At 63.6% G+C, this 21,337-nt stretch carries 20 protein-coding genes; 11 read left to right on the top strand and 9 right to left on the bottom strand.

Going from position 1 to position 21,337, the window contains the following annotated elements; translation table 11 throughout:
* Positions 1–6 precede the first annotated feature (6 nt).
* From tagQ to V3314_RS23930, 4 genes are all read left to right on the top strand, one after another.
* Positions 7–912 (top strand): type VI secretion system-associated lipoprotein TagQ, encoded by a 906-nt coding sequence (gene tagQ / locus V3314_RS23945; protein ID WP_046616232.1) that lies wholly within the window; start codon positions 7–9, stop codon positions 910–912.
* Positions 913–1,038: 126 nt separating this feature from the next.
* Positions 1,039–1,932, top strand: coding sequence for a hypothetical protein (locus tag V3314_RS23940; protein ID WP_046616259.1), 894 nt, complete (start codon positions 1,039–1,041; stop codon positions 1,930–1,932).
* Positions 1,929–2,369, top strand: coding sequence for a hypothetical protein (locus tag V3314_RS23935; RefSeq protein ID WP_046616231.1), 441 nt, complete (start codon positions 1,929–1,931; stop codon positions 2,367–2,369). Before V3314_RS23940 ends, V3314_RS23935 begins: the two co-directional genes overlap by 4 nt.
* A gap of 31 nt (positions 2,370–2,400) precedes the next feature.
* On the top strand, positions 2,401–2,862 hold the full coding sequence (locus V3314_RS23930) for a hypothetical protein (RefSeq protein ID WP_046616230.1): 462 nt from the start codon (positions 2,401–2,403) through the stop codon (positions 2,860–2,862).
* Positions 2,863–3,306: 444 nt separating this feature from the next.
* Here V3314_RS23930 and V3314_RS23925 read toward each other — a convergent pair whose 3' ends face one another.
* The 3 genes from V3314_RS23925 to V3314_RS23915 form a co-directional block, all read right to left on the bottom strand.
* Positions 3,307–3,843 carry a Bro-N domain-containing protein gene (locus V3314_RS23925; RefSeq protein ID WP_338459722.1) on the bottom strand — a complete coding sequence of 179 codons (537 nt, stop codon included), beginning with the start codon at positions 3,841–3,843 and terminating at the stop codon, positions 3,307–3,309.
* Positions 3,844–4,040: 197 nt separating this feature from the next.
* Positions 4,041–5,291, bottom strand: a complete 1,251-nt coding sequence (locus tag V3314_RS23920; protein WP_015271500.1) for a ribonucleotide-diphosphate reductase subunit beta — start codon at positions 5,289–5,291, stop codon at positions 4,041–4,043.
* 267 nt (positions 5,292–5,558) lie between these two features.
* The gene (locus V3314_RS23915; RefSeq protein ID WP_046616228.1) at positions 5,559–8,438 is read right to left on the bottom strand and encodes a ribonucleoside-diphosphate reductase subunit alpha; all 2,880 of its coding nucleotides are present in this window, start codon (positions 8,436–8,438) and stop codon (positions 5,559–5,561) included.
* A gap of 828 nt (positions 8,439–9,266) precedes the next feature.
* Here V3314_RS23915 and V3314_RS23910 point away from each other — a divergent pair.
* Positions 9,267–9,965, top strand: a complete 699-nt coding sequence (locus V3314_RS23910) for a response regulator transcription factor (protein ID WP_108481163.1) — start codon at positions 9,267–9,269, stop codon at positions 9,963–9,965.
* Positions 9,962–11,569 (top strand): ATP-binding protein, encoded by a 1,608-nt coding sequence (locus tag V3314_RS23905; protein ID WP_153671174.1) that lies wholly within the window; start codon positions 9,962–9,964, stop codon positions 11,567–11,569. The genes V3314_RS23910 and V3314_RS23905 overlap by 4 nt, the downstream gene beginning before the upstream one ends.
* A gap of 3 nt (positions 11,570–11,572) precedes the next feature.
* Here the strand turns inward: V3314_RS23905 and V3314_RS23900 are convergent, their stop codons facing one another.
* Complete coding sequence (locus V3314_RS23900; RefSeq protein ID WP_338459720.1) at positions 11,573–12,274, bottom strand: 4'-phosphopantetheinyl transferase superfamily protein; 702 nt, start codon at positions 12,272–12,274, stop codon at positions 11,573–11,575.
* A gap of 75 nt (positions 12,275–12,349) precedes the next feature.
* Complete coding sequence (locus V3314_RS23895) at positions 12,350–13,141, bottom strand: dienelactone hydrolase family protein (RefSeq protein WP_046616224.1); 792 nt, start codon at positions 13,139–13,141, stop codon at positions 12,350–12,352.
* Positions 13,142–13,270: 129 nt separating this feature from the next.
* Between V3314_RS23895 and V3314_RS23890 the strand changes: the two genes are divergently transcribed.
* From V3314_RS23890 to V3314_RS23875, 4 genes are all read left to right on the top strand, one after another.
* Positions 13,271–13,876, top strand: coding sequence for an outer membrane beta-barrel protein (locus V3314_RS23890; RefSeq protein ID WP_046616223.1), 606 nt, complete (start codon positions 13,271–13,273; stop codon positions 13,874–13,876).
* A gap of 150 nt (positions 13,877–14,026) precedes the next feature.
* The gene (locus tag V3314_RS23885) at positions 14,027–14,704 is read left to right on the top strand and encodes a response regulator (RefSeq protein ID WP_025340281.1); all 678 of its coding nucleotides are present in this window, start codon (positions 14,027–14,029) and stop codon (positions 14,702–14,704) included.
* Positions 14,701–16,047: an ATP-binding protein gene (locus V3314_RS23880; protein WP_046616222.1), complete on the top strand. Its 1,347-nt coding sequence runs from the start codon at positions 14,701–14,703 to the stop codon at positions 16,045–16,047. The genes V3314_RS23885 and V3314_RS23880 overlap by 4 nt, the downstream gene beginning before the upstream one ends.
* Before the next feature lie 311 nt (positions 16,048–16,358).
* Positions 16,359–17,681 carry a dicarboxylate/amino acid:cation symporter gene (locus tag V3314_RS23875; RefSeq protein ID WP_019098118.1) on the top strand — a complete coding sequence of 441 codons (1,323 nt, stop codon included), beginning with the start codon at positions 16,359–16,361 and terminating at the stop codon, positions 17,679–17,681.
* Positions 17,682–17,915: 234 nt separating this feature from the next.
* Here V3314_RS23875 and tsaA read toward each other — a convergent pair whose 3' ends face one another.
* The 4 genes from tsaA to V3314_RS23855 all read right to left on the bottom strand — a co-directional run bounded on the left by tsaA (position 17,916) and on the right by V3314_RS23855 (position 20,365).
* Entirely contained in the window at positions 17,916–18,608 is a 693-nt protein-coding gene (gene tsaA / locus V3314_RS23870) for a tRNA (N6-threonylcarbamoyladenosine(37)-N6)-methyltransferase TrmO (protein WP_338459718.1), read from the bottom strand.
* Between the two features lie 6 nt (positions 18,609–18,614).
* Positions 18,615–19,076 (bottom strand): DUF1456 family protein, encoded by a 462-nt coding sequence (locus V3314_RS23865; protein ID WP_013973832.1) that lies wholly within the window; start codon positions 19,074–19,076, stop codon positions 18,615–18,617.
* A gap of 48 nt (positions 19,077–19,124) precedes the next feature.
* A complete protein-coding gene (locus tag V3314_RS23860; protein ID WP_046616220.1) occupies positions 19,125–19,835 on the bottom strand; it encodes an rRNA pseudouridine synthase in 711 nt (236 codons plus the stop codon).
* Positions 19,836–19,912: 77 nt separating this feature from the next.
* Entirely contained in the window at positions 19,913–20,365 is a 453-nt protein-coding gene (locus V3314_RS23855) for a GNAT family N-acetyltransferase (RefSeq protein WP_046616219.1), read from the bottom strand.
* Positions 20,366–20,564: 199 nt separating this feature from the next.
* Between V3314_RS23855 and V3314_RS23850 the strand changes: the two genes are divergently transcribed.
* Positions 20,565–21,287: a hypothetical protein gene (locus tag V3314_RS23850; RefSeq protein WP_235431430.1), complete on the top strand. Its 723-nt coding sequence runs from the start codon at positions 20,565–20,567 to the stop codon at positions 21,285–21,287.
* The last annotated feature ends 50 nt before the right edge of the window (positions 21,288–21,337 follow it).

The raw sequence follows: 21,337 nt of genomic DNA, 5'->3' as shown, positions 1-21,337 counted from the left end.
AGTGACATGTCCAAGACCATCTTCACGGCTACCCATGCCCGTTCCGCCCTGCTGCTCGCTGCCGGTTTCAGCACCGTGCTGCTGGCGGGCTGCTCCAGCTCCCCGGTATCCAAGGTTGGTGCCACGACCAAGGTCGAGTACTACCCGAGCTGCTACGAGCCTGTGCAGCACCTGCGCTCCACCGACGGTGACATGACCCGCTCGGTTGCCACAGGCGCCGTCATCGGGGCCCTCGGCGGTGCCTTGACCGGCGCCCTGGTCGATGGCGACAACCGCGGCCGCAACGCCGCCATCGGTGCGGCGGGTGGTGCCCTGGTGGGCGGTGCGGCCGGTTACTACACCGAGCGCCAGAAGCAGATCAGTGACGACAAGCAGCGCATTGCCTCGTACGCCACCGACATCGACAAGAGCGCTGCCGACCTGGACCGCACCACGGCCTATGCCAAGGCTTCGCAGAGCTGCTACCAGCGTGAGTTCACCAGCCTGATCGACGGCCGCAAGGCCAACCGCATCAACGACACCGAAGGGCGCAAGCGCCTGGCCGAGATCGTCTCGGGCCTGCAGGAGTCGAACAAGCTGTTGGCCACCGTCAATGGCCGTGTTGCGGAAAACCTCGACAATTACACCCAGGCCTACGAGCAGGACCTCAAGCAGGTCGGTGTGGCTCGTACCGATGTGGCAACCGTGGCTGAGCCGCCGAAGACCACCACTGGCAAGAAGAAGACCCAGGCCGTCAAGGTGAACAAGAACGTGCCGCAAGAGGCTGTCGCCACCGAGAAGACCCTGCAGAAGGCTACTACCAAGAAAGCCGAGGCCCAACAGGTGGCCAATGCCGGCGTCGACCAGGTCAACAAGATGTGCCGCAGCCCCGACATGGGTGACTGGGCGCCGGTGCCTTGCCCGAACGTGTAATCCACGCACCGTTGCGCTCGCGCTGGTGCACGTGCAGCCCTCGCGCAGGTCGCCTGACCTGCCTGGGCCGTGCGTGAGCCGGCGCAGCGGCTTTACGATTCAAGGAGAGTTGTCGTGACTGATCTGATGTCCGGCGCCCTGGGCGGCTATCGGCAGCAAATGGCCCGTCAGCGGCTGTTGTTGACCGTCGACCAGCAGAAGCTGTTCAGGGCCATCGATGCCGACCCGGGTATCGTGGGTGCTGGTGTTGTCTATATCGATGCCGAGTACAACGTGATCGTCCTGCGCGAATTCAAGCCTATCTGCAGCATTGCGCCCAAGCGTGTGATTCTGCAGGAGGCAGCACCTTACAAGTCGCCTGAACAGTTCATGACCCAGCTGCAAACCGGCGCGCGTGAGCGCAAGGTGATGGCAGAGGCCGTGAACGCCAGTTTGGGTTGCCTCTCGGCCTACCTTGGTTGGGTCGTCATGTTCAGTGGCACCATTGCCGTACCGTTCACTGGCGGCGCCAGCATGGTGTTGACGGCGGTCGGTTATGCCGCCGCGGCTGCGGGTACCGGGCAGTGCATGATGGGCGGGTACCGAGTGTTCAACGAAGTGTTCGACCCAGGGCAGAACGACTGGCTCGACAGTAACGACACGGTCCAGACCGTGATGAGCATACTGGACGGCGTCGCGCTGGCAGGTGTGGGCGCATCGAGCCTGAACACCGTGCGGTTCCTGCAGGCTCGCAAAGCGGCGACCGGCAAGGGCTGGAGGGAGCTGTTCCATAGCCTGTCGCGGCAGCAACGCAAGGCGCTGGCCGAGGAGCTTCTGCTCATCAAGCATCCGTCGCTCACCGCCAAGCAGCTCAAGTTGAAGCAAGCGGCGGGTACTGCGATCAAACGCTTTACCCCTACCGAAATTCAGCATGCCACGCGTACCTTGATCAAAGACTCGATAGGCGGCTTGTCGGGCTTTGGCAGCAGTAGCTTCGTGCAATCGGTTGCCGTGGGGCTTTACGAGGAAATTGACGAATGACCCATGGCCAGGAGCTGCAAGCATTTCTTTCCCGCTATTTCGGCATATTCATCGCCGAGTTCATGCTGTCCTGCTTTGCCATTGGCGGCTGTGTTTCGCTGGTGTTCTCCACTTATCTGCGCAGCCCGGACCGGTCGCTGTCGGTACTGGCGTTGGCGCTGGCAGGGATGGTGAGCGCTGCTTCGCATATCGCCCTGGTGCGTGGCTACGCTTGGGGCCTGTGGGGGCTGATCGGGCTGAACGGGCTGGCGGTATTGGCCGCGTTGCCCAGCTACGGCTACCGGCCGCACATGGGCGGTTACGTCTCGGTTCTGCTGTTCGGGCTGCTGGCCTTGCTGGTCATCAATACCCAGCGCTACCGGGAAATGCGCGCGCGCCTGCTCGGCTACCGGGAGACGCGCAGGGCCAACCGCCAGGCGGCGAAAGCTGCCAAGTAATGTGTTTTCGCTGATGTGACGAGGCTTCTGGATGAATTTGCGCTGCATGCGTATCGGGTTCGCTGGTTTGCTGTTGCCATTGCTTGCTGCGTGCAACGGGCACAAGGTCGAGCGCGTGGTGGTTTATGAGAACAATGTCCATCACTGGCGCATCGAGCACGTGGTGGCGCACAACTGGCCGGTGGGGCCACGTCAGTACTATGAAGTGTTTCTCAAGGACCGCTTGCTGATCCTGCCTGCCAATGTCTTCGACGACGAGCGCGACATTAGTGAGTTCGTTGCTGCGGGCGGTTTCGACATCAGCAACTGGCGCAACGACACGATCATCGTGGCGTTCGAGAACGTGCAAAAGCGCGAGGGCGGCAACGAGCATTTTATCCGCTCGCTGATGATCACCCCGGAGTACAAGGAGGGGGAAGTGATACTGACTGACATGGCGACCCATATGCAGATCGTGGTGCAGCGGGTGGAGCCGGTTGGGGAGGGGAAGTAGCAGGGCAGTGGTGGTTGTAGCAAGCAAATGAACTAGCTGTGGATGTCACCGGCATTTGTGGGGAGCGGGCAACGCGGTGTATGGCACCGGCTGCGCCGGTGTTCGCGGCTAAAGCCGCTCCCACAGGTACAGCGTGATCCCGAAGCCAGCGCAGTACCTGTGGGAGCGGGCAAGCCCGCGAAGCAGGCGACGCGGTGCATGGCACCGGCTGCGCCGGTGTTCGCGGCCACGACCGCTCCCACAGGTACAGCGTTAATCCGAAGCCAGCGCAGTACCTGTGGGAGCGGGCAAGCCCGCGAATCAGGCGACGCGGTGCCTGGCACCGGCTGCGCCGGTGTTCGCGGCCATGGCCGCTCCCACAGGTGCAGCGTTAACCCGAAGCCAGCGCAGTACCTGTGGGAGCGGGTTCACCCGCGAAGAGGCCCGCCCAGGCAAACCCGCCGCTTAAACCCCATGCAACCGCAGCGCCCGCTGCGCACACTCCCGCCAACTCAACTTCGGCTTCTCTACTGGCGGCAGCTGTTGCACTTCCCCAGCCAGCACCACCGGCATATCCCTCATCCTCACCCAAGGCTCACTCTGCCAATACAACAACGTCGTGCTCCGCCCCCCAGGCCAGCACATCTGCCCCAGTCGCGGAACATCCTCCACCCCGTCCGCCTGCCGATCACGCAGCACCGCCACTACCTCATGCGTCAGCCACCAGCGCAAATGCCGGTTCTCCGGTACATGGTGATGCGCCAACAAGGTATAGGCCCCGGATTCGCTGACCATCGTGGTTTCCTGGTACTTGCCATAGCGCAGCAACTGCACGGAGCGGTACTGATCCGGGTCGAGCTTGCGCATGCGGTGTTCGTCATAGAAGTGACCACTCAGCCGGCCAAGTTCGTGGGCGCAGAACCAGGCTTGGGATTCGAGCCAGAGGGTGTGGAGGGGGCGGTTGTGGCGGGTGAAGAGGGTAGGTGTATTGAAACTGTCCATCTTGGCCATCCTGATTTGGAAAGCCGCTGCTAACGGGAACGGAATACCGCTGCGTGAGCGTTCTTAAGCGCCGACAGACGTTATGGCGACGATACAAAAGTCACAATGAGAACCTTGTAGGAAGCTTCCTCTTCGGCTTTTTTCCTGCCAATAAAAAAGGCTGCCAATCGGCAGCCTTCTCTATGCTCGCTCGGATATCAATCCCAGCTCAACGCCCCACCAGTCTGATACTCGATCACGCGGGTCTCGAAGAAGTTTTTCTCTTTCTTCAAGTCCATGATCTCGCTCATCCAAGGGAACGGATTGGTAGTCCCTGGGTACTCTTCCTTCAGGCCAATCTGGGTCAGGCGACGGTTGGCGATAAACTTGAGGTAGTCTTCCATCATCGCTGCGTTCATGCCCAGCACGCCGCGTGGCATGGTGTCACGGGCGTATTCGATCTCCAGCTGGGTCCCTTGCAGGATCATCTGGGTCGCTTCTTCCTTCATCGCCGCGTCCCACAGGTGCGGGTTCTCGATCTTGATCTGGTTGATCACGTCGATACCGAAGTTCAGGTGCATCGACTCGTCACGCAGGATGTACTGGAACTGCTCGGCCACGCCGGTCATCTTGTTGCGGCGGCCCATGGACAGGATCTGGGTGAAGCCGCAGTAGAAGAAGATGCCTTCCAGTACGCAGTAGTAGGCGATCAGGTTGCGCAGCAGCTCTTTGTCGGTTTCGACGGTGCCGGTGTTGAATTCCGGGTCGGAGATGGCGCGGGTGTACTTCAGGCCCCAGGCGGCTTTCTTCGCTACCGACGGGATCTCGTGGTACATGTTGAAGATCTCGCCTTCATCCATGCCCAGCGACTCGATGCAGTACTGGTAGGCGTGGGTGTGGATCGCCTCTTCGAAGGCCTGGCGCAGGATGTACTGGCGGCACTCCGGGTTGGTGATCAGGCGGTACACGGCCAGGGCCAGGTTGTTGGCTACCAGCGAGTCGGCGGTGGAGAAGAAGCCGAGGTTGCGCATGACGATACGGCGCTCGTCTTCGGTCAGGCCGTCCATGCTCTTCCACAGGGCGATGTCGGCGGTCATGTTGACCTCTTGCGGCATCCAGTGGTTGGCGCAGCCGTCCAGGTACTTCTGCCAGGCCCAGTCGTACTTGAACGGTACCAGCTGGTTGAGGTCGGCGCGGCAGTTGATCATGCGCTTTTCGTCAACACGCACGCGGGCGCTGGAGCCTTCCAGCTCGGCCAGGCCTTCGGCGATGTCGAGGTCGTTCAGGGCAGCCTTGGCGCGCTTGACGGCGTCGGAGTCGTCGGCGGTGGCGGCACGGGCTTCCAGGGCGGCGGCACCACCGGCGCTGTCGAGCTTGTCGAGGGTGGCGGCGGCAGCGGCCTGCGCAGGGGTGTTGCCTTTGGCGGCTACTTCGCCGTCTTCTTTATCGAATTCGTCCCAGCTCAGCATGGTGAGATTCTCCTGCTTGAGGGCCATCTGTGAAGTATGGCCGGTGGATCTTGGTTGCGTTGCTTTGGCCCCGGATGGGGTACAGCAGTGCACGCAAATCTGAGTGCCCTTTGAGGGGCTGGCCTGGGCTTTGGCGCCCGGGCCTATTGTGTTTGGCTGTGGGGCGGGAGGCGGCAGTGCCGGCCTCTTCGCGGGTAAACCCGCTCCCACAGGGTTCCGTGTGGCTACACGGAAAAGAGGCTTCCCGGGGGAAGCCTCAGCCAAGCCTTACTGGCAGGCTTCGCAATCCGGCTCGTCGATCGCGCAGGCCTTCGGCACTGGCGCTGGGCCCGCTGCCTGGACCGGGGCGCTGTCGCCACCGCTGGAAACGGCGTTGAGCTTGCCGGTGTTGATGGTCGACTTCTCGGTGCTGGTCGCGGCCAGGGCACGGAGGTAGTAGGTGGTCTTCAGACCACGGTACCAGGCCATGCGGTAGGTGACGTCCAGCTTCTTGCCCGAGGCGCCGGCGATGTACAGGTTCAGCGACTGGGCCTGGTCGATCCACTTCTGGCGACGCGAGGCGGCATCGACGATCCACTTGGTCTCGACTTCGAACGCGGTGGCGTACAGGTCCTTCAGCTCTTGCGGAATACGCTCGATCTGCTGCACCGAACCGTCGTAGTACTTCAGGTCGTTGATCATTACCGAGTCCCACAGGCCACGGGCCTTCAGGTCGCGGACCAGGTACGGGTTGATCACGGTGAACTCGCCCGACAGGTTCGATTTCACGTACAGGTTCTGGTAGGTCGGCTCGATGGACTGCGACACGCCGGTGATATTGGCGATGGTCGCGGTCGGCGCGATGGCCATGATGTTCGAGTTACGAATACCTTTCTTGACGCGTTCGCGCACCGGGGCCCAGTCCAGGGACTCTTCCAGGTTGACGTCGATGTACTTGGCGCCACGGGCCTCGATCAGGATCTGTTGCGAATCCAGCGGCAGGATGCCCTTGGACCACAGCGAACCCTGGAAGGTCTCGTACGCACCGCGCTCGTCGGCCAGGTCGCAGGACGCCTGGATGGCGTAGAAGCTGACCGCTTCCATCGACTTGTCGGCGAACTCGACGGCAGCATCGGAGCCGTACGGAATGTGCTGCAGGTACAGCGCATCCTGGAAGCCCATGATGCCCAGGCCGACCGGGCGGTGCTTGAAGTTCGAGTTACGCGCTTGCGGCACCGAGTAGTAGTTGATGTCGATCACGTTGTCGAGCATGCGCACGGCGGTGTTCACGGTGCGTTGCAGCTTGGCGGTGTCCAGCTTGCCGTCGACGATGTGGTTCGGCAGGTTGATCGAGCCCAGGTTGCAGACCGCGATCTCGTCCTTGTTGGTGTTCAGGGTGATCTCGGTGCACAGGTTCGAGCTGTGGACCACGCCCACGTGCTGCTGCGGCGAACGCAGGTTGCACGGGTCCTTGAAGGTCAGCCACGGGTGGCCGGTCTCGAACAGCATCGACAGCATCTTGCGCCACAGGTCTTTGGCCTGGATGGTCTTGAACACCTTGATCTTGTTGTACTCGGTCAGGGCTTCGTAGTACTCGTAGCGCTCTTCGAAGGCCTTGCCGGTCAGGTCGTGCAGGTCTGGCACTTCCGAAGGCGAGAACAGGGTCCACTTGCCGTCATCGAAGACACGCTTCATGAACAGGTCAGGGATCCAGTTGGCGGTGTTCATGTCGTGGGTACGACGACGGTCATCACCGGTGTTCTTGCGCAGCTCGATGAATTCTTCGATGTCCAGGTGCCAGGTTTCCAGGTAGGCACACACGGCGCCCTTGCGCTTGCCACCCTGGTTGACGGCAACGGCGGTGTCGTTGACCACTTTCAGGAACGGAACCACGCCCTGCGACTTGCCGTTGGTGCCCTTGATGTAGGAGCCCAGTGCACGCACAGGGGTCCAGTCGTTGCCCAGGCCACCGGCGAATTTCGACAGCATGGCGTTGTCGTGGATCGCGTGGTAGATGCCCGACAGGTCGTCCGGCACGGTGGTCAGGTAGCAGCTGGACAGCTGCGGGCGCAGGGTGCCGGCGTTGAACAGGGTCGGGGTCGAGGCCATGTAGTCGAAGGACGACAACAGGTTGTAGAACTCGATCGCGCGGGCTTCCTTGTCTTTTTCTGCCAGTGCCAGGCCCATGGCCACACGCATGAAGAACACCTGTGGCAGCTCGAAGCGCACGCCATCCTTGTGGATGAAGTAGCGGTCGTACAGGGTCTGCAGGCCCAGGTAGGTGAATTGCTGGTCACGCTCGTGGTCGATGGCCTTGCCCAGGCGGTCCAGGTCGTAGCCTTTCAGGGCCGGGTCCAGCAGCTCGAACTCGACGCCTTTGTCGATGTAGGCCGGCAGGGCCTTGGCGTACAGGTCGGCCATTTCGTGGTGGGTGGCGCTCTCGGCCACGTTCAGGAAGCCCAGGCCTTCGGCGCGCAGGGTGTCCATCAGCAGGCGGGCGGTCACGAACGAGTAGTTCGGCTCGCGCTCGACCAGGGTACGGGCGGTCATCACCAGGGCGGTGTTGACGTCCTTGATGGCCACGCCGTCGTACAGGTTCTTCAGGGTGTCGCGCTGGATCAGGTCGCCATCGACCTCGGCCAGGCCTTCGCAGGCTTCGCTGATGATGGTGTTCAGGCGGGCCATGTCGAGCGGCGCCAGGCTGCCGTCGGCCAGGGTGATGCGGATGCTTGGGTGCGGCTCGACCACGGACTCGGTGTTGACGCGGGTGGCACGCTCCTTGGCGCGCTGCTCGCGGTAGATCACGTAGTCACGGGCGACCTTCTGCTCGCCGGCGCGCATCAGGGCCAGTTCGACCTGGTCCTGGATTTCTTCGATGTGGATGGTGCCACCCGATGGCATGCGACGCTTGAACGTGGCGGTGACCTGCTCGGTCAGGCGCGCGACGGTGTCGTGGATGCGCGACGAAGCGGCGGCGGTGCCGCCTTCAACTGCGAGGAACGCCTTGGTGATGGCCACGGTGATCTTGTCGTCGGTGTAGGGGACGACAGTGCCGTTACGCTTGATCACACGCAGTTGGCCGGGAGCGGTGGCGGCCAGATCCTGGTTGGAATCGGCGGCCTGCGGCACCTTGGCCTGCGGGTTCTCGCGAGTTGTGTCGGTTTGCATGAGTGGGTGTCTCCACAGTTTCTATATTGTTCAGGCGCCTTTTGGGCGCCCACCGTTCCGTCCACTTGCTCGATGGCCTGGCGGGGATGGGCAATGCATGCGCATCCGCCCGCGCGGGCGTACCAACTTCGGGACAGACTCAGGAATAAGGGCAATTGGCTCGCCGCTCCCTGGCCGAAGTCAAAGGTTCTGGGCCGGGCCCAAAAACTGTTGCTGATGGGTACCAGGCCTGGCCTGTAACACCCATACCCGAACAAGGCCCTGCAAGGGCTTGCCTCGGTCGCCTCCGCAGGAGCGGTTTGGCTGCTGGAATCACTTGAAGTTCACCCGAAAAAATCGCTTGATTTTGCGGGTTGACTTTTATGTGTGATTTTGCACGAACCCCTATATCTAGTGGTTCGCTGCGATCGGGATACAAGATAATGCGGTATCGGGGGCTTTGCAAGGCGAGCGCCTGTGGATAACTTGTGCGTACTTTGTGAGTGAATGGTGGGTATTCGCTGTAGGCCTTGTGCCAAGTGGTTTGCAGTATTTTTCTGCGCCTTGCTGCCCCGGGGCAGAATTTTTCGGGCGCGAACCCTATCACAAAAAACGGTTCAGTCGAGGGGCTGCTGGCAGGTTGGCAGTGCCGGATAGCAGCCGTAGTATTCCGAGGGGATGTTGCTTTTTGGTTAAAGGGTTATGTTGCCTGTGCTGGCCCTTTCGCGGGTGAACCCGCTCCCACAGGTACTGCACAGGGGTAGAAAGCGGTGCGGTCCTTGTGGGAGCGGGTTCACCCGCGAAAAGGCCGGCGCAGGCCATAGAAAAACAACAAACATAGGCAAAGCCATGGACCACCTCGCACCTCGCATCCTCATCGTCGAAGACGACCAGCGCCTGGCCGAGCTCACCGCCGAGTACCTGCAGGCCAACGGCTACGAAGTCAGCGTCGAGGCCGATGGCGCCCGCGCCGCGCGGCGCATCGTCGACAGCCAGCCCGACCTGGTCATTCTCGACCTGATGCTGCCCGGCGAGGACGGCCTGAGCATCTGCCGCCGGGTGCGCAGCCAGTACCCCGGCCCGATCCTCATGCTGACCGCCCGCAGCGATGAACTCGACCAGGTCCAGGGCCTGGACCTGGGCGCCGACGACTACGTCTGCAAACCCGTACGCCCACGCCTGCTGCTGGCACGCATCCACGCCCTGCTGCGCCGCAGCGAAGCACCAGACAGCAAGCGCCAGGACCTGGCCTTCGGCGCGCTGCGCATCGACAATCGCCTGCGCGAGGCGCATCTGGGTGAACAGCTGATCGAGCTGACCGGCGCCGAATTCGACCTGCTCTGGCTGTTGGCCAGCAACGCCGGGCGGGTGCTGACGCGCGAGCAGATCTTCACTGCTCTGCGTGGCGTCGGCTACGACGGCCAGGACCGCTCCATCGACATACGCATCTCCAGGATCCGCCCCAAGATCGGCGACGACCCGCTCCAGCCAAGGCTGATCAAGACCCTGCGCAGCAAGGGCTATCTGTTCGTCGGCGAGGCCCCATGAACAACTCGATCTTCCTGCGCATCTATGGCGGCATGCTGGCCGTGCTGGTGCTGGTGGCCCTGCTTGGCGGGCTCAGCCTGCACCTGGTCAACGAAGTGCGTGCCGCCCAGCACCGCGAGGGCCTGGCCCAGGGTACCTTCAGCCTGATGGCCGACAACCTGGCGCTGCAGAACGACACCGAGCGCAAGCGCTCTCTGCTGATCTGGGAGCGCCTGCTTGGCGTGCCGCTGGCGTTGCAACCGATGACCGCGCGCACGCTCGATGGCGGCCAGCGGGCGCGCCTGTACCGCGGCCTGGTGGTGGTCGAGAAGACCGGCCCCCATGCGGCCCAGGTGCTGCGCAAGGTCGGCCAGGAAGACCTGATGCTGGTAGCGCAGATCAAACAGATCAGCGAGCAACTGGCGCGGGCCACGCTCTATCTGCTGGCTGACGAACTGGTGCGCTACCCGGTGACTGAACAACAGCAGCGCCTGGCGCAGATCAAGAAAGAAAAGGGCTTTGGCTTTGGTGTGGCCCTGCAGCGCATCGAGCGGGTGAGCCTGGACGATGACCAGCGGCGCCGGGTCGAGGAGGGCGACACGGTCATGGCCCTGGGCAAGGATGGTGACTCGATCCGCGTGTTCGCCGGGCTGGCTGGTTCGCCCTGGGTGCTGGAAATCGGCCCGCTGTACCAGCTCAACCCGTATCCGCCGCAGTTGCTGATTCTGATCACCTTTCTTGGCCTGTGCCTGATCGGCCTGGTGGTCTACCTGCTGGTGCGCCAACTGGAGCGACGCGTGTCGGGCCTGGAGATTGCTGCAACGCGCATCGCCCAGGGCAGCCTGGACACCCGCGTGCCGGCTGGCGATGCCGACTCGGTGGGGCGCCTGGCCGCGGCCTTCAACGGCATGGCCGAACACCTGCAGCGCTCGCTGACCATGCAACGCGAGCTGGTGCGGGCGGTTTCCCACGAGCTGCGCACGCCGGTGGCACGCCTGCGCTTTGGCCTGGAGATGATCGAAAGTGCCACCACCGAGCAGGCCCGGGCCAAGCACCTGGCGGGTATGGACGGGGATATCCAGGACCTCGACAAGCTGGTCGACGAGATGCTCACCTATGCCCGCCTGGAGCAGGGCGCACCGGCGCTGAAGTTCGAGCGGATCGACCTGGATGCCTTGCTCGACCGGGTGATCGAAGAGCTTGCGCCGCTGCGTGCCGAGGTACGGGTGGTGCGCGGTGAGTGCCAGGGTGCCGAGGGCGAAGGCGCCTGGGTCGAAGCCGAGCCGCGCTACCTGCACCGGGCCCTGCAGAACCTGGTAGGCAACGCCATGCGCCACGCCGAGGCCGAGGTGCGCCTGAGCTACCAGTTGGGGCAACAACGCTGCCGCATCGATGTAGAGGATGACGGCCCGGGCATTCCCGAGGGTGTCTGGGATCGAATCTTCACACCGTTCACCCGCCTCGACGACAGCCGTACCCGCGCCTCGGGCGGGCATGGCCTGGGCTTGTCTATCGTGCGGCGGATCATCTACTGGCACGCGGGCCGGGCCACGGTGGGGCGCAGCGTCGCGCTGGGTGGTGCCTGCTTCAGCCTGAACTGGCCGCGGCAGCAGGCACCGTTGTGACGGTCAGACGCTGACCAGGCTGAGCAAGTGGCCGTCCTGCAGGCAGAACTGGCCCTGCAGTTCGGCGCCATGCCGCCACTGCGGCGACAGGTCGGTGAGCAGGCGCAGGCGGGCCAGGCCTTCGGCAGACCAGCCCAGCACTTCGGCGTGCTCGAAGTAGAAGCGCTGGCGCGTCAGCGGGTAGAGCGTCTTGAACAGGCTTTCCTTCAGCGAGAAGGTCAGGGTGACGGCAAGGCCGAGCTGGCGGCGGTCCAGGCGCTCGAGTTCGGGTGGGGTGAGGATTTCACCCATCAGCCGCTCGGCACGCTGGTCATCCAGCAATGCTTCCTGATCCAGGCCCAGGCCCTGGCAACTACCCTCGGCGGCGACCACGGCGGCGGCCCAGCCTTTGCCGTGGGTGATCGAGCCGTGGATGCCGGCGGGCCAGATGGGTGAACGGTCCTCGTGGGTGCCGGGCACGTAGTCACGGCCGTCCAGGCGCTGCAACGCGGCCCGGGCACACACCCGGCCAGCAAGGTACTCGGCCTGGCGCTTGGGCACCGAACGCTGCAGGCTGGCGCCCGGCACGACGCTGGCGCGCTGGAAGTCGTCGGGTGCCAGGCGGGCATGGTCGAAGTTGCAACTGACCAGCACCGCGCCGGGCAGTGGGCGGGGCAGGGGCCAGTGATGCTGGAGCGGGGCGCAGCAGGCGGGAAGTGTGTTCATGGGGCTATTGTGCCAGCCGAGGCGACGCTGTGGGAGATCGGATCGCAGGGGCCGCAAAGCGGCCCCTCGCGTTGTTTACTTGAACACCTTCTTGAAGAACGCCTGCATGTCCGCCCAGGAACTCTCGTCCGCCGCCTTGTTGTAGCCGATATCCGGCCCACCATGCTCGCCATGGCTCAGCCGGTCTGCATCCGGGTTGGTAAAACCATGCTTGGCTCCTTCGATACTGACCAACTCATAGTTGACCTTGGCTGCATCCATCTCGGCCTTGAACGCCTCCACTTGCTGCGAGGTAATCATGCTGTCTGCCGCGCCGTGCTCGACCAGGATCTCCGCGCGTACCACCCCAGGCCTGGCCGGGGTCTGGGTGGCCAGTGCGCCATGGAAGCTCACCACGCCATCGAGCTTTTCGCCGCGGCGTGCGGCATCCAGCACCACCTTGCCGCCGAAGCAATAACCCACCGCGCCCAACTGATGCTTGTTGGTGTTCGGCTGCAGCTTCAGCAGCTCCAGGCCAGCATCGAAGCGCCGCTCCGCGGCCTTGGGGTCTTTCATCGCCTCTGCCATGAACGCCTTGGCGTCGGCAGGGTGTTCGGTTTGCTTGCCGTCGCCATACATGTCGATGGCCAGCGCGTTGTAGCCCAGCGCCGCAAGCTCGCGGGCGCGGCGCTTGACGTAGTCGTTCAACCCCCACCACTCATGCACCACGACAATGCCGGGGCGCTTGCCTTCGATAGCATCGTCATAGGCGTAGTAGCCGACCAGGCGGTTGCCGTCGGCGTCCTGGTAGGGGATCTCGCGGGTTTGTACCGCCGCTTGGGCGAGGGCGGCGCAGCACATCAGGGTCAAGGCCAGCAGGGCACGCATGGTCACTACTCCTTGTTCTGCAAACGGTTCGTTCAGCCGGGGTTCAGCCAGGGTTCAGTCGCGGTTCAGGGTGCCCTGCTTACTCTAGCTTCCAGACCGAAACAGCGCACTCAACTGGAGTATCCAGCCATGAAAACCTTCAACACCCTGCTTGCCGCCATGGCCGTCTGCGCCGCTGGCATCACCACCGCCCAGGCCGCTGACGACAACTTTGCCAGCCTGACCTACGGCCAGACCAGCGACAAGGTTCGCAAGTCCGGCCTGCTGCAGCGCAACACCGACCACCTCAACGCCGATGGCATCATCGGCAAGGACGACACCTGGGGCGTGCGCGTGGGCAAGATCAATGATCAGGGCCGCTACTACATGACTTACGACAACGTCTCGGGCGACCACAGCGGCCTGAAGCTGCGCCAGGAGAACCTGCTGGGCAGCTACGACCTGTTCCTGCCGGTAGGTGACACCACCAAGCTGTTTGGCGGTGGCAGCCTGGGCGTGACCAAGCTTACCCAGGACTCGCCGGGTGCCAGCCGGGATACCGACTACGGTTACGCGTATGGCCTGCAGGCCGGTGTGATCCAGGACATCACCGACAAGGCTTCGGTGGAACTGGGCTACCGTTACCTGCGTACCAACGCCGCCACCGAAGTGGGGGCGCACGGCGGGCCGAAGGACGGCACCCTGCGCCTGACCAGCAGCGCGCAGACCTACCTGGCTGCAAGCTACAGGTTCTGACGGGCGAGCCGGGTTATCCTGTACCGGCCCTTTCGCGGGCACGCCCGCTCCCACAGGGACTGCACGAGCCTTGGAACCTGTGCGATCCCTGTAGGAGCGGGCGTGCCCGCGAAGAGGCCGGTACAGGCAATACATATCAAGGAGCTGCACATGAAACTGCTGGTGGTCGAGGACGAAGCCCTGCTTCGCCATCACCTCTACACCCGCCTGGGCGAAAGCGGCCATGTGGTCGAGGCGGTCGCCGATGCCGAGGAGGCGCTGTACCAGGCCGGGCAGTACCACTTCGACCTGGCCATCATCGACCTGGGCCTGCCCGGCATCAGCGGGCTGGAACTGATCACGCGCCTGCGCAGCCAGGACAAGACCTTCCCCATTCTCATCCTCACCGCTCGCGGCAACTGGCAGGACAAGGTCGAGGGCCTGGCCGCCGGTGCCGACGACTATCTGGTGAAGCCGTTCCAGTTCGAAGAACTCGAGGCACGCCTGAACGCCCTGCTGCGCCGCTCCAGCGGCTTCACCCAGTCGACCATCGCCGCCGGCCCGCTGGTGCTGGACCTGAATCGCAAGCAGGCGACGCTGGACGAGCAGCCCCTGGCCCTGACTGCCTACGAATACCGCATCCTCGAATACCTCATGCGCCATCACCAGCAGGTGGTGGCCAAGGACCGCCTGATGGAGCAGCTGTACCCGGGTGACGAGGAACGCGACCCCAATGTCATCGAAGTGCTGGTCGGCCGCCTGCGGCGCAAGCTCGAGGGCGAGCACGGCTTCAAGCCGATCGACACCGTGCGCGGCCTGGGCTACCTGTTCACCGAGCGCTGTCGATGATCCGTTCGCTGCGGGTGCGCCTGATGCTGGCGGCCGCAGTGCTGGCGCTGCTGTTCATGCTGGCGCTGCTACCGGCCTTGCAGAAAGCCTTCAGCCTGGCCCTGCAGGAGTCGATCGAACAACGCCTGGCCTCGGATGTGACCACGCTGATTTCCGCTGCGCGCATCGAACACGGCCAACTGCAGATGCCGACGCTGCTGCCGGACGAGCGTTACAACCTGCCGTACACCGGCCTGCTCGGCTATATCTTCGACCGCGACGGCAAGCTGGTCTGGCAGTCGCGTGCCACCGCCGCGCAGAACATCAACTACCGCCCGCGCTACGACGGCCGTGGCAACGAATTCGCCCGCATTCATCAGGCCGATGGCGAAGAGTTCTTCGTCTATGACGTCGAGATAAAGCTGCTGGGTGGCCAGAGCGCCGCCTACAGCATCGTTGCCCTGCAACCTGTGCGCGAATACCAGCACACCCTCGATGGCCTGCGCGAAAAGCTCTATCTGGGCTTTGGCGCGGCCTTGCTGGCGCTGCTGGTGCTGCTGTGGGCCGGTTTGACCTGGGGCCTGCGTTCGTTGCGCCGGCTCAGCCGCGAGCTGGACGACGTGGAGTCGGGTGTGCGCGACGGCCTGAGCCGCGAACACCCACGGGAGCTGCTGCGCCTGACCGGTTCGCTGAACCGCCTGTTACGCAGCGAGCGCGAGCAGCGTCAGCGCTACCGTGATTCGCTCGATGACCTGGCGCACAGCCTGAAGACGCCGCTGGCGGTATTGCAGGGGGTGGGCGAAAGTCTGCAGCAGCGTAGCGGCGAGCGCGAGCAGGCACGTGTGCTGCAGAGCCAGATCGAGCGCATGAGCCAGCAGATCGACTACCAGCTGCAGCGCGCCAGCCTGCGCAAGAGCGGCCTGGTACGCCATAGTGTGTTGCTGCGGCCGTTGCTCGACAGCCTGTGCAGCACCTTGGCCAAGGTGTACCGAGACAAGCGGGTGGACGTGACGCTGCAACTGCCCGATGAGGCGCAGGTGCCGATGGAGCAGGGCGCGTTGCTGGAGCTGCTGGGCAACCTGCTGGAGAACGCCTACCGCCTGAGCCTGGGCCAGGTGCGCGTGAGCCTGGAGCAGGCGCCTGGGCGGTTGACCTTGTGCATCGAGGACGACGGGCCGGGGGTGCCGGCGGACCAGCGTGAGCGGATTCTGGAGCGTGGGGAGCGGCTGGACAGCCAGCACCCGGGGCAGGGGATCGGGCTGGCGGTGGTCAAGGATATCGTCGACAGCTATGACGCCGAGCTAAGCCTGGGGGATTCGCCCCTGGGCGGCGCGGCGTTCAAAATCACTTTCCACCTGGATTGATTTGTAGCCTGTACCGGCAAACCGCAATGGGCGGATTCCCGCCAATGCCCCTGTACAAATCCCGCCACCGGGCGGAAATCCGCCAGCCTTCCTCAGGAAAATCGCCCCGTCGTTGGGCGTTTATCCCTCACAAATACAGCCTTTGCACCCTTGATGGGCATTTTGGCACCACCCTTGCTATTGATCCTCGCAGAGGCCTGCCCAGGCAGCTCGAACACAACGACAAATCCCTCCGGGTGCAGGAGGGTTAGCGATTCAGGTGCCCCATCGCCCTGGGAAGGGTGAGCCGGCACACTTGAGGAAAATTAGCCATGACGACACGTCAGCCGCTGTACAAATCCCTGTATGTCCAGGTGTTGGTCGCCATCACGATCGGCATCCTGCTCGGCCACTACTACCCGGAGACGGGCGTCGCCCTCAAACCCTTGGGTGACGGCTTCGTCAAACTGATCAAGATGGTCATCGCTCCGATCATCTTCTGTACCGTGGTCAGCGGCATCGCCGGCATGCAGAGCATGAAGTCGGTCGGCAAGACCGGCGGCTACGCGCTGCTGTACTTTGAAATCGTCTCCACCATCGCGCTGATCATCGGCCTCGTCGTCGTCAACGTGGTCAAGCCGGGCGCTGGCATGCACATCGACGTCAGCACCCTGAACGCCAGCAGCGTGGCTGCCTACGCCGCCGCCGGCGCGCAGCAGACCACCGTCGGCTTCCTGCTCAACGTCATCCCCAACACCGTGGTCGGCGCCTTCGCCAACGGCGACATCCTGCAAGTGCTGATGTTCTCCGTGCTGTTCGGCTTCGCCCTGCACCGCCTGGGCAGCTACGGCAAGCCGGTGCTGGACATGATCGACCGCTTCGCCCATGTCATGTTCAACATCATCAACATGATCATGAAACTGGCCCCGATCGGTGCCTTTGGTGCGATGGCCTTCACCATCGGCCAGTACGGCGTTGGCTCGCTGGTGCAACTGGGCTACCTGATGGCCTGCTTCTACATCACCTGCCTGCTGTTCGTGCTGGTGGTGCTGGGTGGTATCTGCCGCGCCCACGGCTTCAGTGTCCTCAAGCTGATCCGCTACATCCGTGAAGAACTGCTGATCGTGCTGGGCACTTCCTCCTCTGAGTCGGCCCTGCCACGCATGCTGGCCAAGATGGAGCGCCTGGGTGCTAAGAAGTCGGTGGTTGGCCTGGTCATCCCGACCGGTTACTCGTTCAACCTCGACGGCACCTCGATCTACCTGACCATGGCTGCGGTGTTCATCGCACAAGCCACCGACACCACCATGGACATCACTCACCAGATCACCTTGCTGCTGGTGCTGCTGGTGGCTTCCAAGGGCGCTGCCGGTGTTACCGGTTCGGGCTTCATCGTCCTGGCTGCCACCTTGTCGGCCGTTGGCCACCTGCCGGTTGCCGGCCTGGCGCTGATCCTTGGCATCGACCGCTTCATGTCCGAAGCCCGCGCCCTGACCAACCTGGTTGGCAACGCCGTTGCCACCGTGGTTGTAGCCAAGTGGGTGAAGGAAATGGACAACGACAAGCTGGCATCGGAGCTGGCCTCCGGTGGTGCGCCGCTGGTCGATACCCGTCCGACCGACGACCTGGGCGTGGCTGAAGGCCCGGCTCGCTGATAGCGTTGCGGTAAAACGAAAAAGGCGACCTGAGGGTCGCCTTTTTCATGTGCCTTCATACCTGTGCGCGGTCCTCTGTAGGAGCGGCCTTGTGTCGCGAAAGGGCTGCGTAGCAGCCCCGGCAACCTTGCAGGATGGCCGAGATTCTGGGGCCGCTACGCGCCCCTTTCGCGACACAAGGCCGCTCCTACAAGGGACCGCGTACAGGCGCGAAGACCGCGCACAGTCCAGAGGTCAGGCCAGCACCACCTCCAGCACCCGGATAACCTCCGGTTGCGGGTAGTGCCAGCGCACCTGTACATCCCAGAACTTCACCCCATACACCCGCTCGGCCGGTGGCACCTGGTAGGCAGGCCGTGGGTCCTGCGCCAGGCATTGCTCGATCAGCTCGACCAGCGGTTCACTCAGGCGCAGTGCATGTTCGCGGGCCTGGGGCAGGGCGTTGTCGCCCCACTGCACGGCGATCGCGGCAGGTGCTTGGTTGGCCATCTGGTTGCTGGCGCCAGCGATGCTGTCGGCGTACGGCACATACGGCTTGATGTCCAGCACCGGCGTACCGTCGAGCAGGTCGATGCCAGACAACAGCAGGCGCCCTGGCTCGACGCCTTCCAGGCGTACCACTGACTGGCCGATGCCATTGGGCCGGTGAGTGGCGCGGGTGGCGAACACCCCGATGCTCTTGTTGCCCCCCAGGCGTGGTGGCCGCACCTTCAGGCGGGGTTTGTCTTCCAGTGCCTGGTGGAACAGGAACAGCAGCCAGACATGGCTGACCTGCTCCAGCCCCTCGACCGCATCGCCCTGGTCGAACGGCGGCAGCAGCTCGAGCACGCCGCGTGCAGCGGGCGCCAGTTGCGGCTGGCGCGGGATGGCGAACTTCTCCTTGAAACAGGAGCGGATGATGCCGACCGGGGTAACTGTATGCTGCATGGCCAATCAGCCGCGCACGCGCAGGGTCAGGCCCTTGAGGAAGTTGCGCAGCAGCTGGTCGCCGCACGGGCGGTAGTTGTCATGGCCGGCCTTGCGGAACAGCGCGCTGAGCTCGGGCTTGCTGACCGGGAAGTTGACCGACTTGAGGATCGCATGCAGGTCGTCTTCCTTGAGCTCGAAGGCTACCCGCAGCTTCTTGAGGATGAGGTTGTTGGTCACCGGCAGCTCGATCGGCTGCGGCGGGCGGCTGTCATCCTTGCCGCGACGGTGGATCACCAGGCCGTCGAGAAAGTGCGCCATGACCCGTTCAGGGCAACGCACGAAGCCTTCCTCGTCTTCCTTCTTCAGGTAGGTGGCCAGCACCAGGGGATGCACGTCGAGGCCGGATAGCCCGATGATTTCGGCCATCTTGGCGTCATTCACCTTGAGCATGTAGCGCAGGCTGCGCAGGACGTCGTTGTGGTTCATTGTTGCAGAATCCTGTTCAGGTGCCGCACCTGCGGCGCGGCGTATTGCTTAGAAACGTTCGGTAGCGGCCAGGTAGCGCCACTGGCCCAGGGGCAACTTGCCCATCGACACGCCACCCAGGCGAATGCGGCGCATGCCCACCAGCTCCAGGCGCAGATAGGCGCACAGCTCGGCGATCTGCCCTGGCTGCGGATTTTTCAGGGCCATGCGCAGGTGGGTCTCGTTCTGCCAGCTGGCCTTGGCTTTGGGCAGCTCGCGGTCATTGCGGGTGGCACCGCGCGCCAGGCGTTCCAGCGCCTGGGGCGTGGTCTCGCCGCGTACTTCAACGATGAATTCCTGTTCCAGGCGGCGCAGGTCGGCGTCGATCTTGCGGGTTACCCGCCAGTCCTGGGTGAATACCTGCAGGCCGCTGGCACCGCGCTCCAGCGGCGCCACGCAAGCCTGCCGGGCAAAATGCCCGTGCAGTGCGCGAACACCTTCGCGGTGGGCTTCGCTGAGGCTGCCCATGTTCATGCTTGCGCGGGCGGTTTCGCTGTCCAGGCTGGCCGGCTGGTTCAGCAGCAGGGTTACCGGTTCCAGCGTTTCGGCACGGGCACCAGGTAGCAGTTCGACGCGCTGCTGCTCGACCTTGAACTGCGGTTGCTCGACCACCACGCCATCGACCGTGACCCAGCCGCCTTCAATGTACAACTCGGCCTCGCGGCGGGAGCAGCCAAGCTGCTCGATAAGGCGTTTGGACAGGCGGACGGGTTCGGACATGACGGCGATTCGCAAAGGCAGGGAAAGACCTGCATTGTACCTGCCCGCGCGGCAGAGGGGCTGGGAATCTGTTCCATTTACGCCGTTTTGCGCAGGCGCAGGTGCAGCAGCGGGTAGGGTTGCCCCAGGCCGTCGGTTTCCGAACGGCCGATCACCTCGAAGCCCTCATGCAGATAGAAGCCCAAGGCTTGTTGGTTCTGTTCATTGACGTCCAGGCGCTCGGCATTGAGTTCGTCGATCGCATAGTGCAGCAGGCGCTTGCCGACCCCTTTTCCACGGTAATCCGGTGCGACGAACAGCATGTCCACGCGCCCGTTGGCGACCCCGGCGAAGCCGCAGATGCGCTGGTGGTCCTTGCAGCAGATCAACATCACTGCATCGAGGTAGCGACGCAGCACCTGGTCGCGCAGCAAGACGATGTAGCAATCCGGCAGGAAGTCGTGGGTGGCGCGTACCGAGTCCTCCCACACCTGTACCAGTTCGCCGTAGTCACTAAAGCGCGGGGTTTGCAGCGTCAGTACCGAATGCATGCCGGTGTTCCTCCATGACGGTAAGGCAAACATAGCAGGGCAACCGCCGGTCGGCTTCTCCGGGCGCTGCTTGAAGGTCGGGGGGCCGCAGTCTATTACTTTGTCGTGGGAAAAATTCCCACAGAAGAAAAAGCAGGAACCGAACACAAGATTCCGGTTCGATCTGGCGTTTCTCATGGCGACGACCTGGAGACGAAATATGCAAATCCATGTGCTGTTCAAAAAGGCGCTATTGGCGGTTGCCGTTGCTGGCGTGCTATCGACTTCCATTGTTCTGATCCCAGACTCGATATCCAGTGGTTCCAGCGCCTATGCCAAGGATGGTGGCGGCGGAGGTGGTCACGGAGGCGGTGGCGGAGGCCATGGTGGCGGTGGTGGTCACGGTGGCGGCGGTGGTGGTCATGGCGGTGGCGGTGGTCACGGTGGCGGCGGTGGTGGCCATGGTGGTGGCGGTGGCGGTGGTCACGGTGGCGGCGGTGGTGGCCATGGCGGTGGCGGCGGTGGTCACGGTGGTAGCGGTGGTGGCCATGGCGGTGAAGGCGGTGGCCACGGCGCTGGCGGAGATGGAGATGGCCATGCCGGCAACAGTGGGCGCGGCCATGACGGCTCCTCGAACTCTGGGCGCAGCGGCAACCACGCTGAGGCGGGTGATGATCATGGCAATCACGTTGGCGGTGAGCCTGGGGACGATCACGGCAATCACGTTGGCGGCGAGCCCGGTGACGATCATGGCAATCACGTTGGCGGTGAGGCCGGGGACGATCATGGCAATCATGTTGGCGGTGAGCCTGGCGATGACCACGGCAATCACGTTGGTGGTGAACCTGGTGATGATCGTGGCGATCATCTGGGTGGCGAACCGGGTGATGACCGCGGTGAGCATGCCGCAGGCGAACCGGGTGATGACAACAGCAGGAGCTGACTGGCGCTGAACGGCAGCCCCACTCAACGCGAATGCAATGAGCGCCGACG

It is taken from the genome of Pseudomonas sp. TE3-3-F2023 (assembly GCF_036784815.1).
Lineage (GTDB): Bacteria > Pseudomonadota > Gammaproteobacteria > Pseudomonadales > Pseudomonadaceae > Aquipseudomonas > Aquipseudomonas pudica.
Note: the sequence above shows the minus strand (reverse complement) of the source record. Positions and strands in the feature narration are given on the sequence as shown.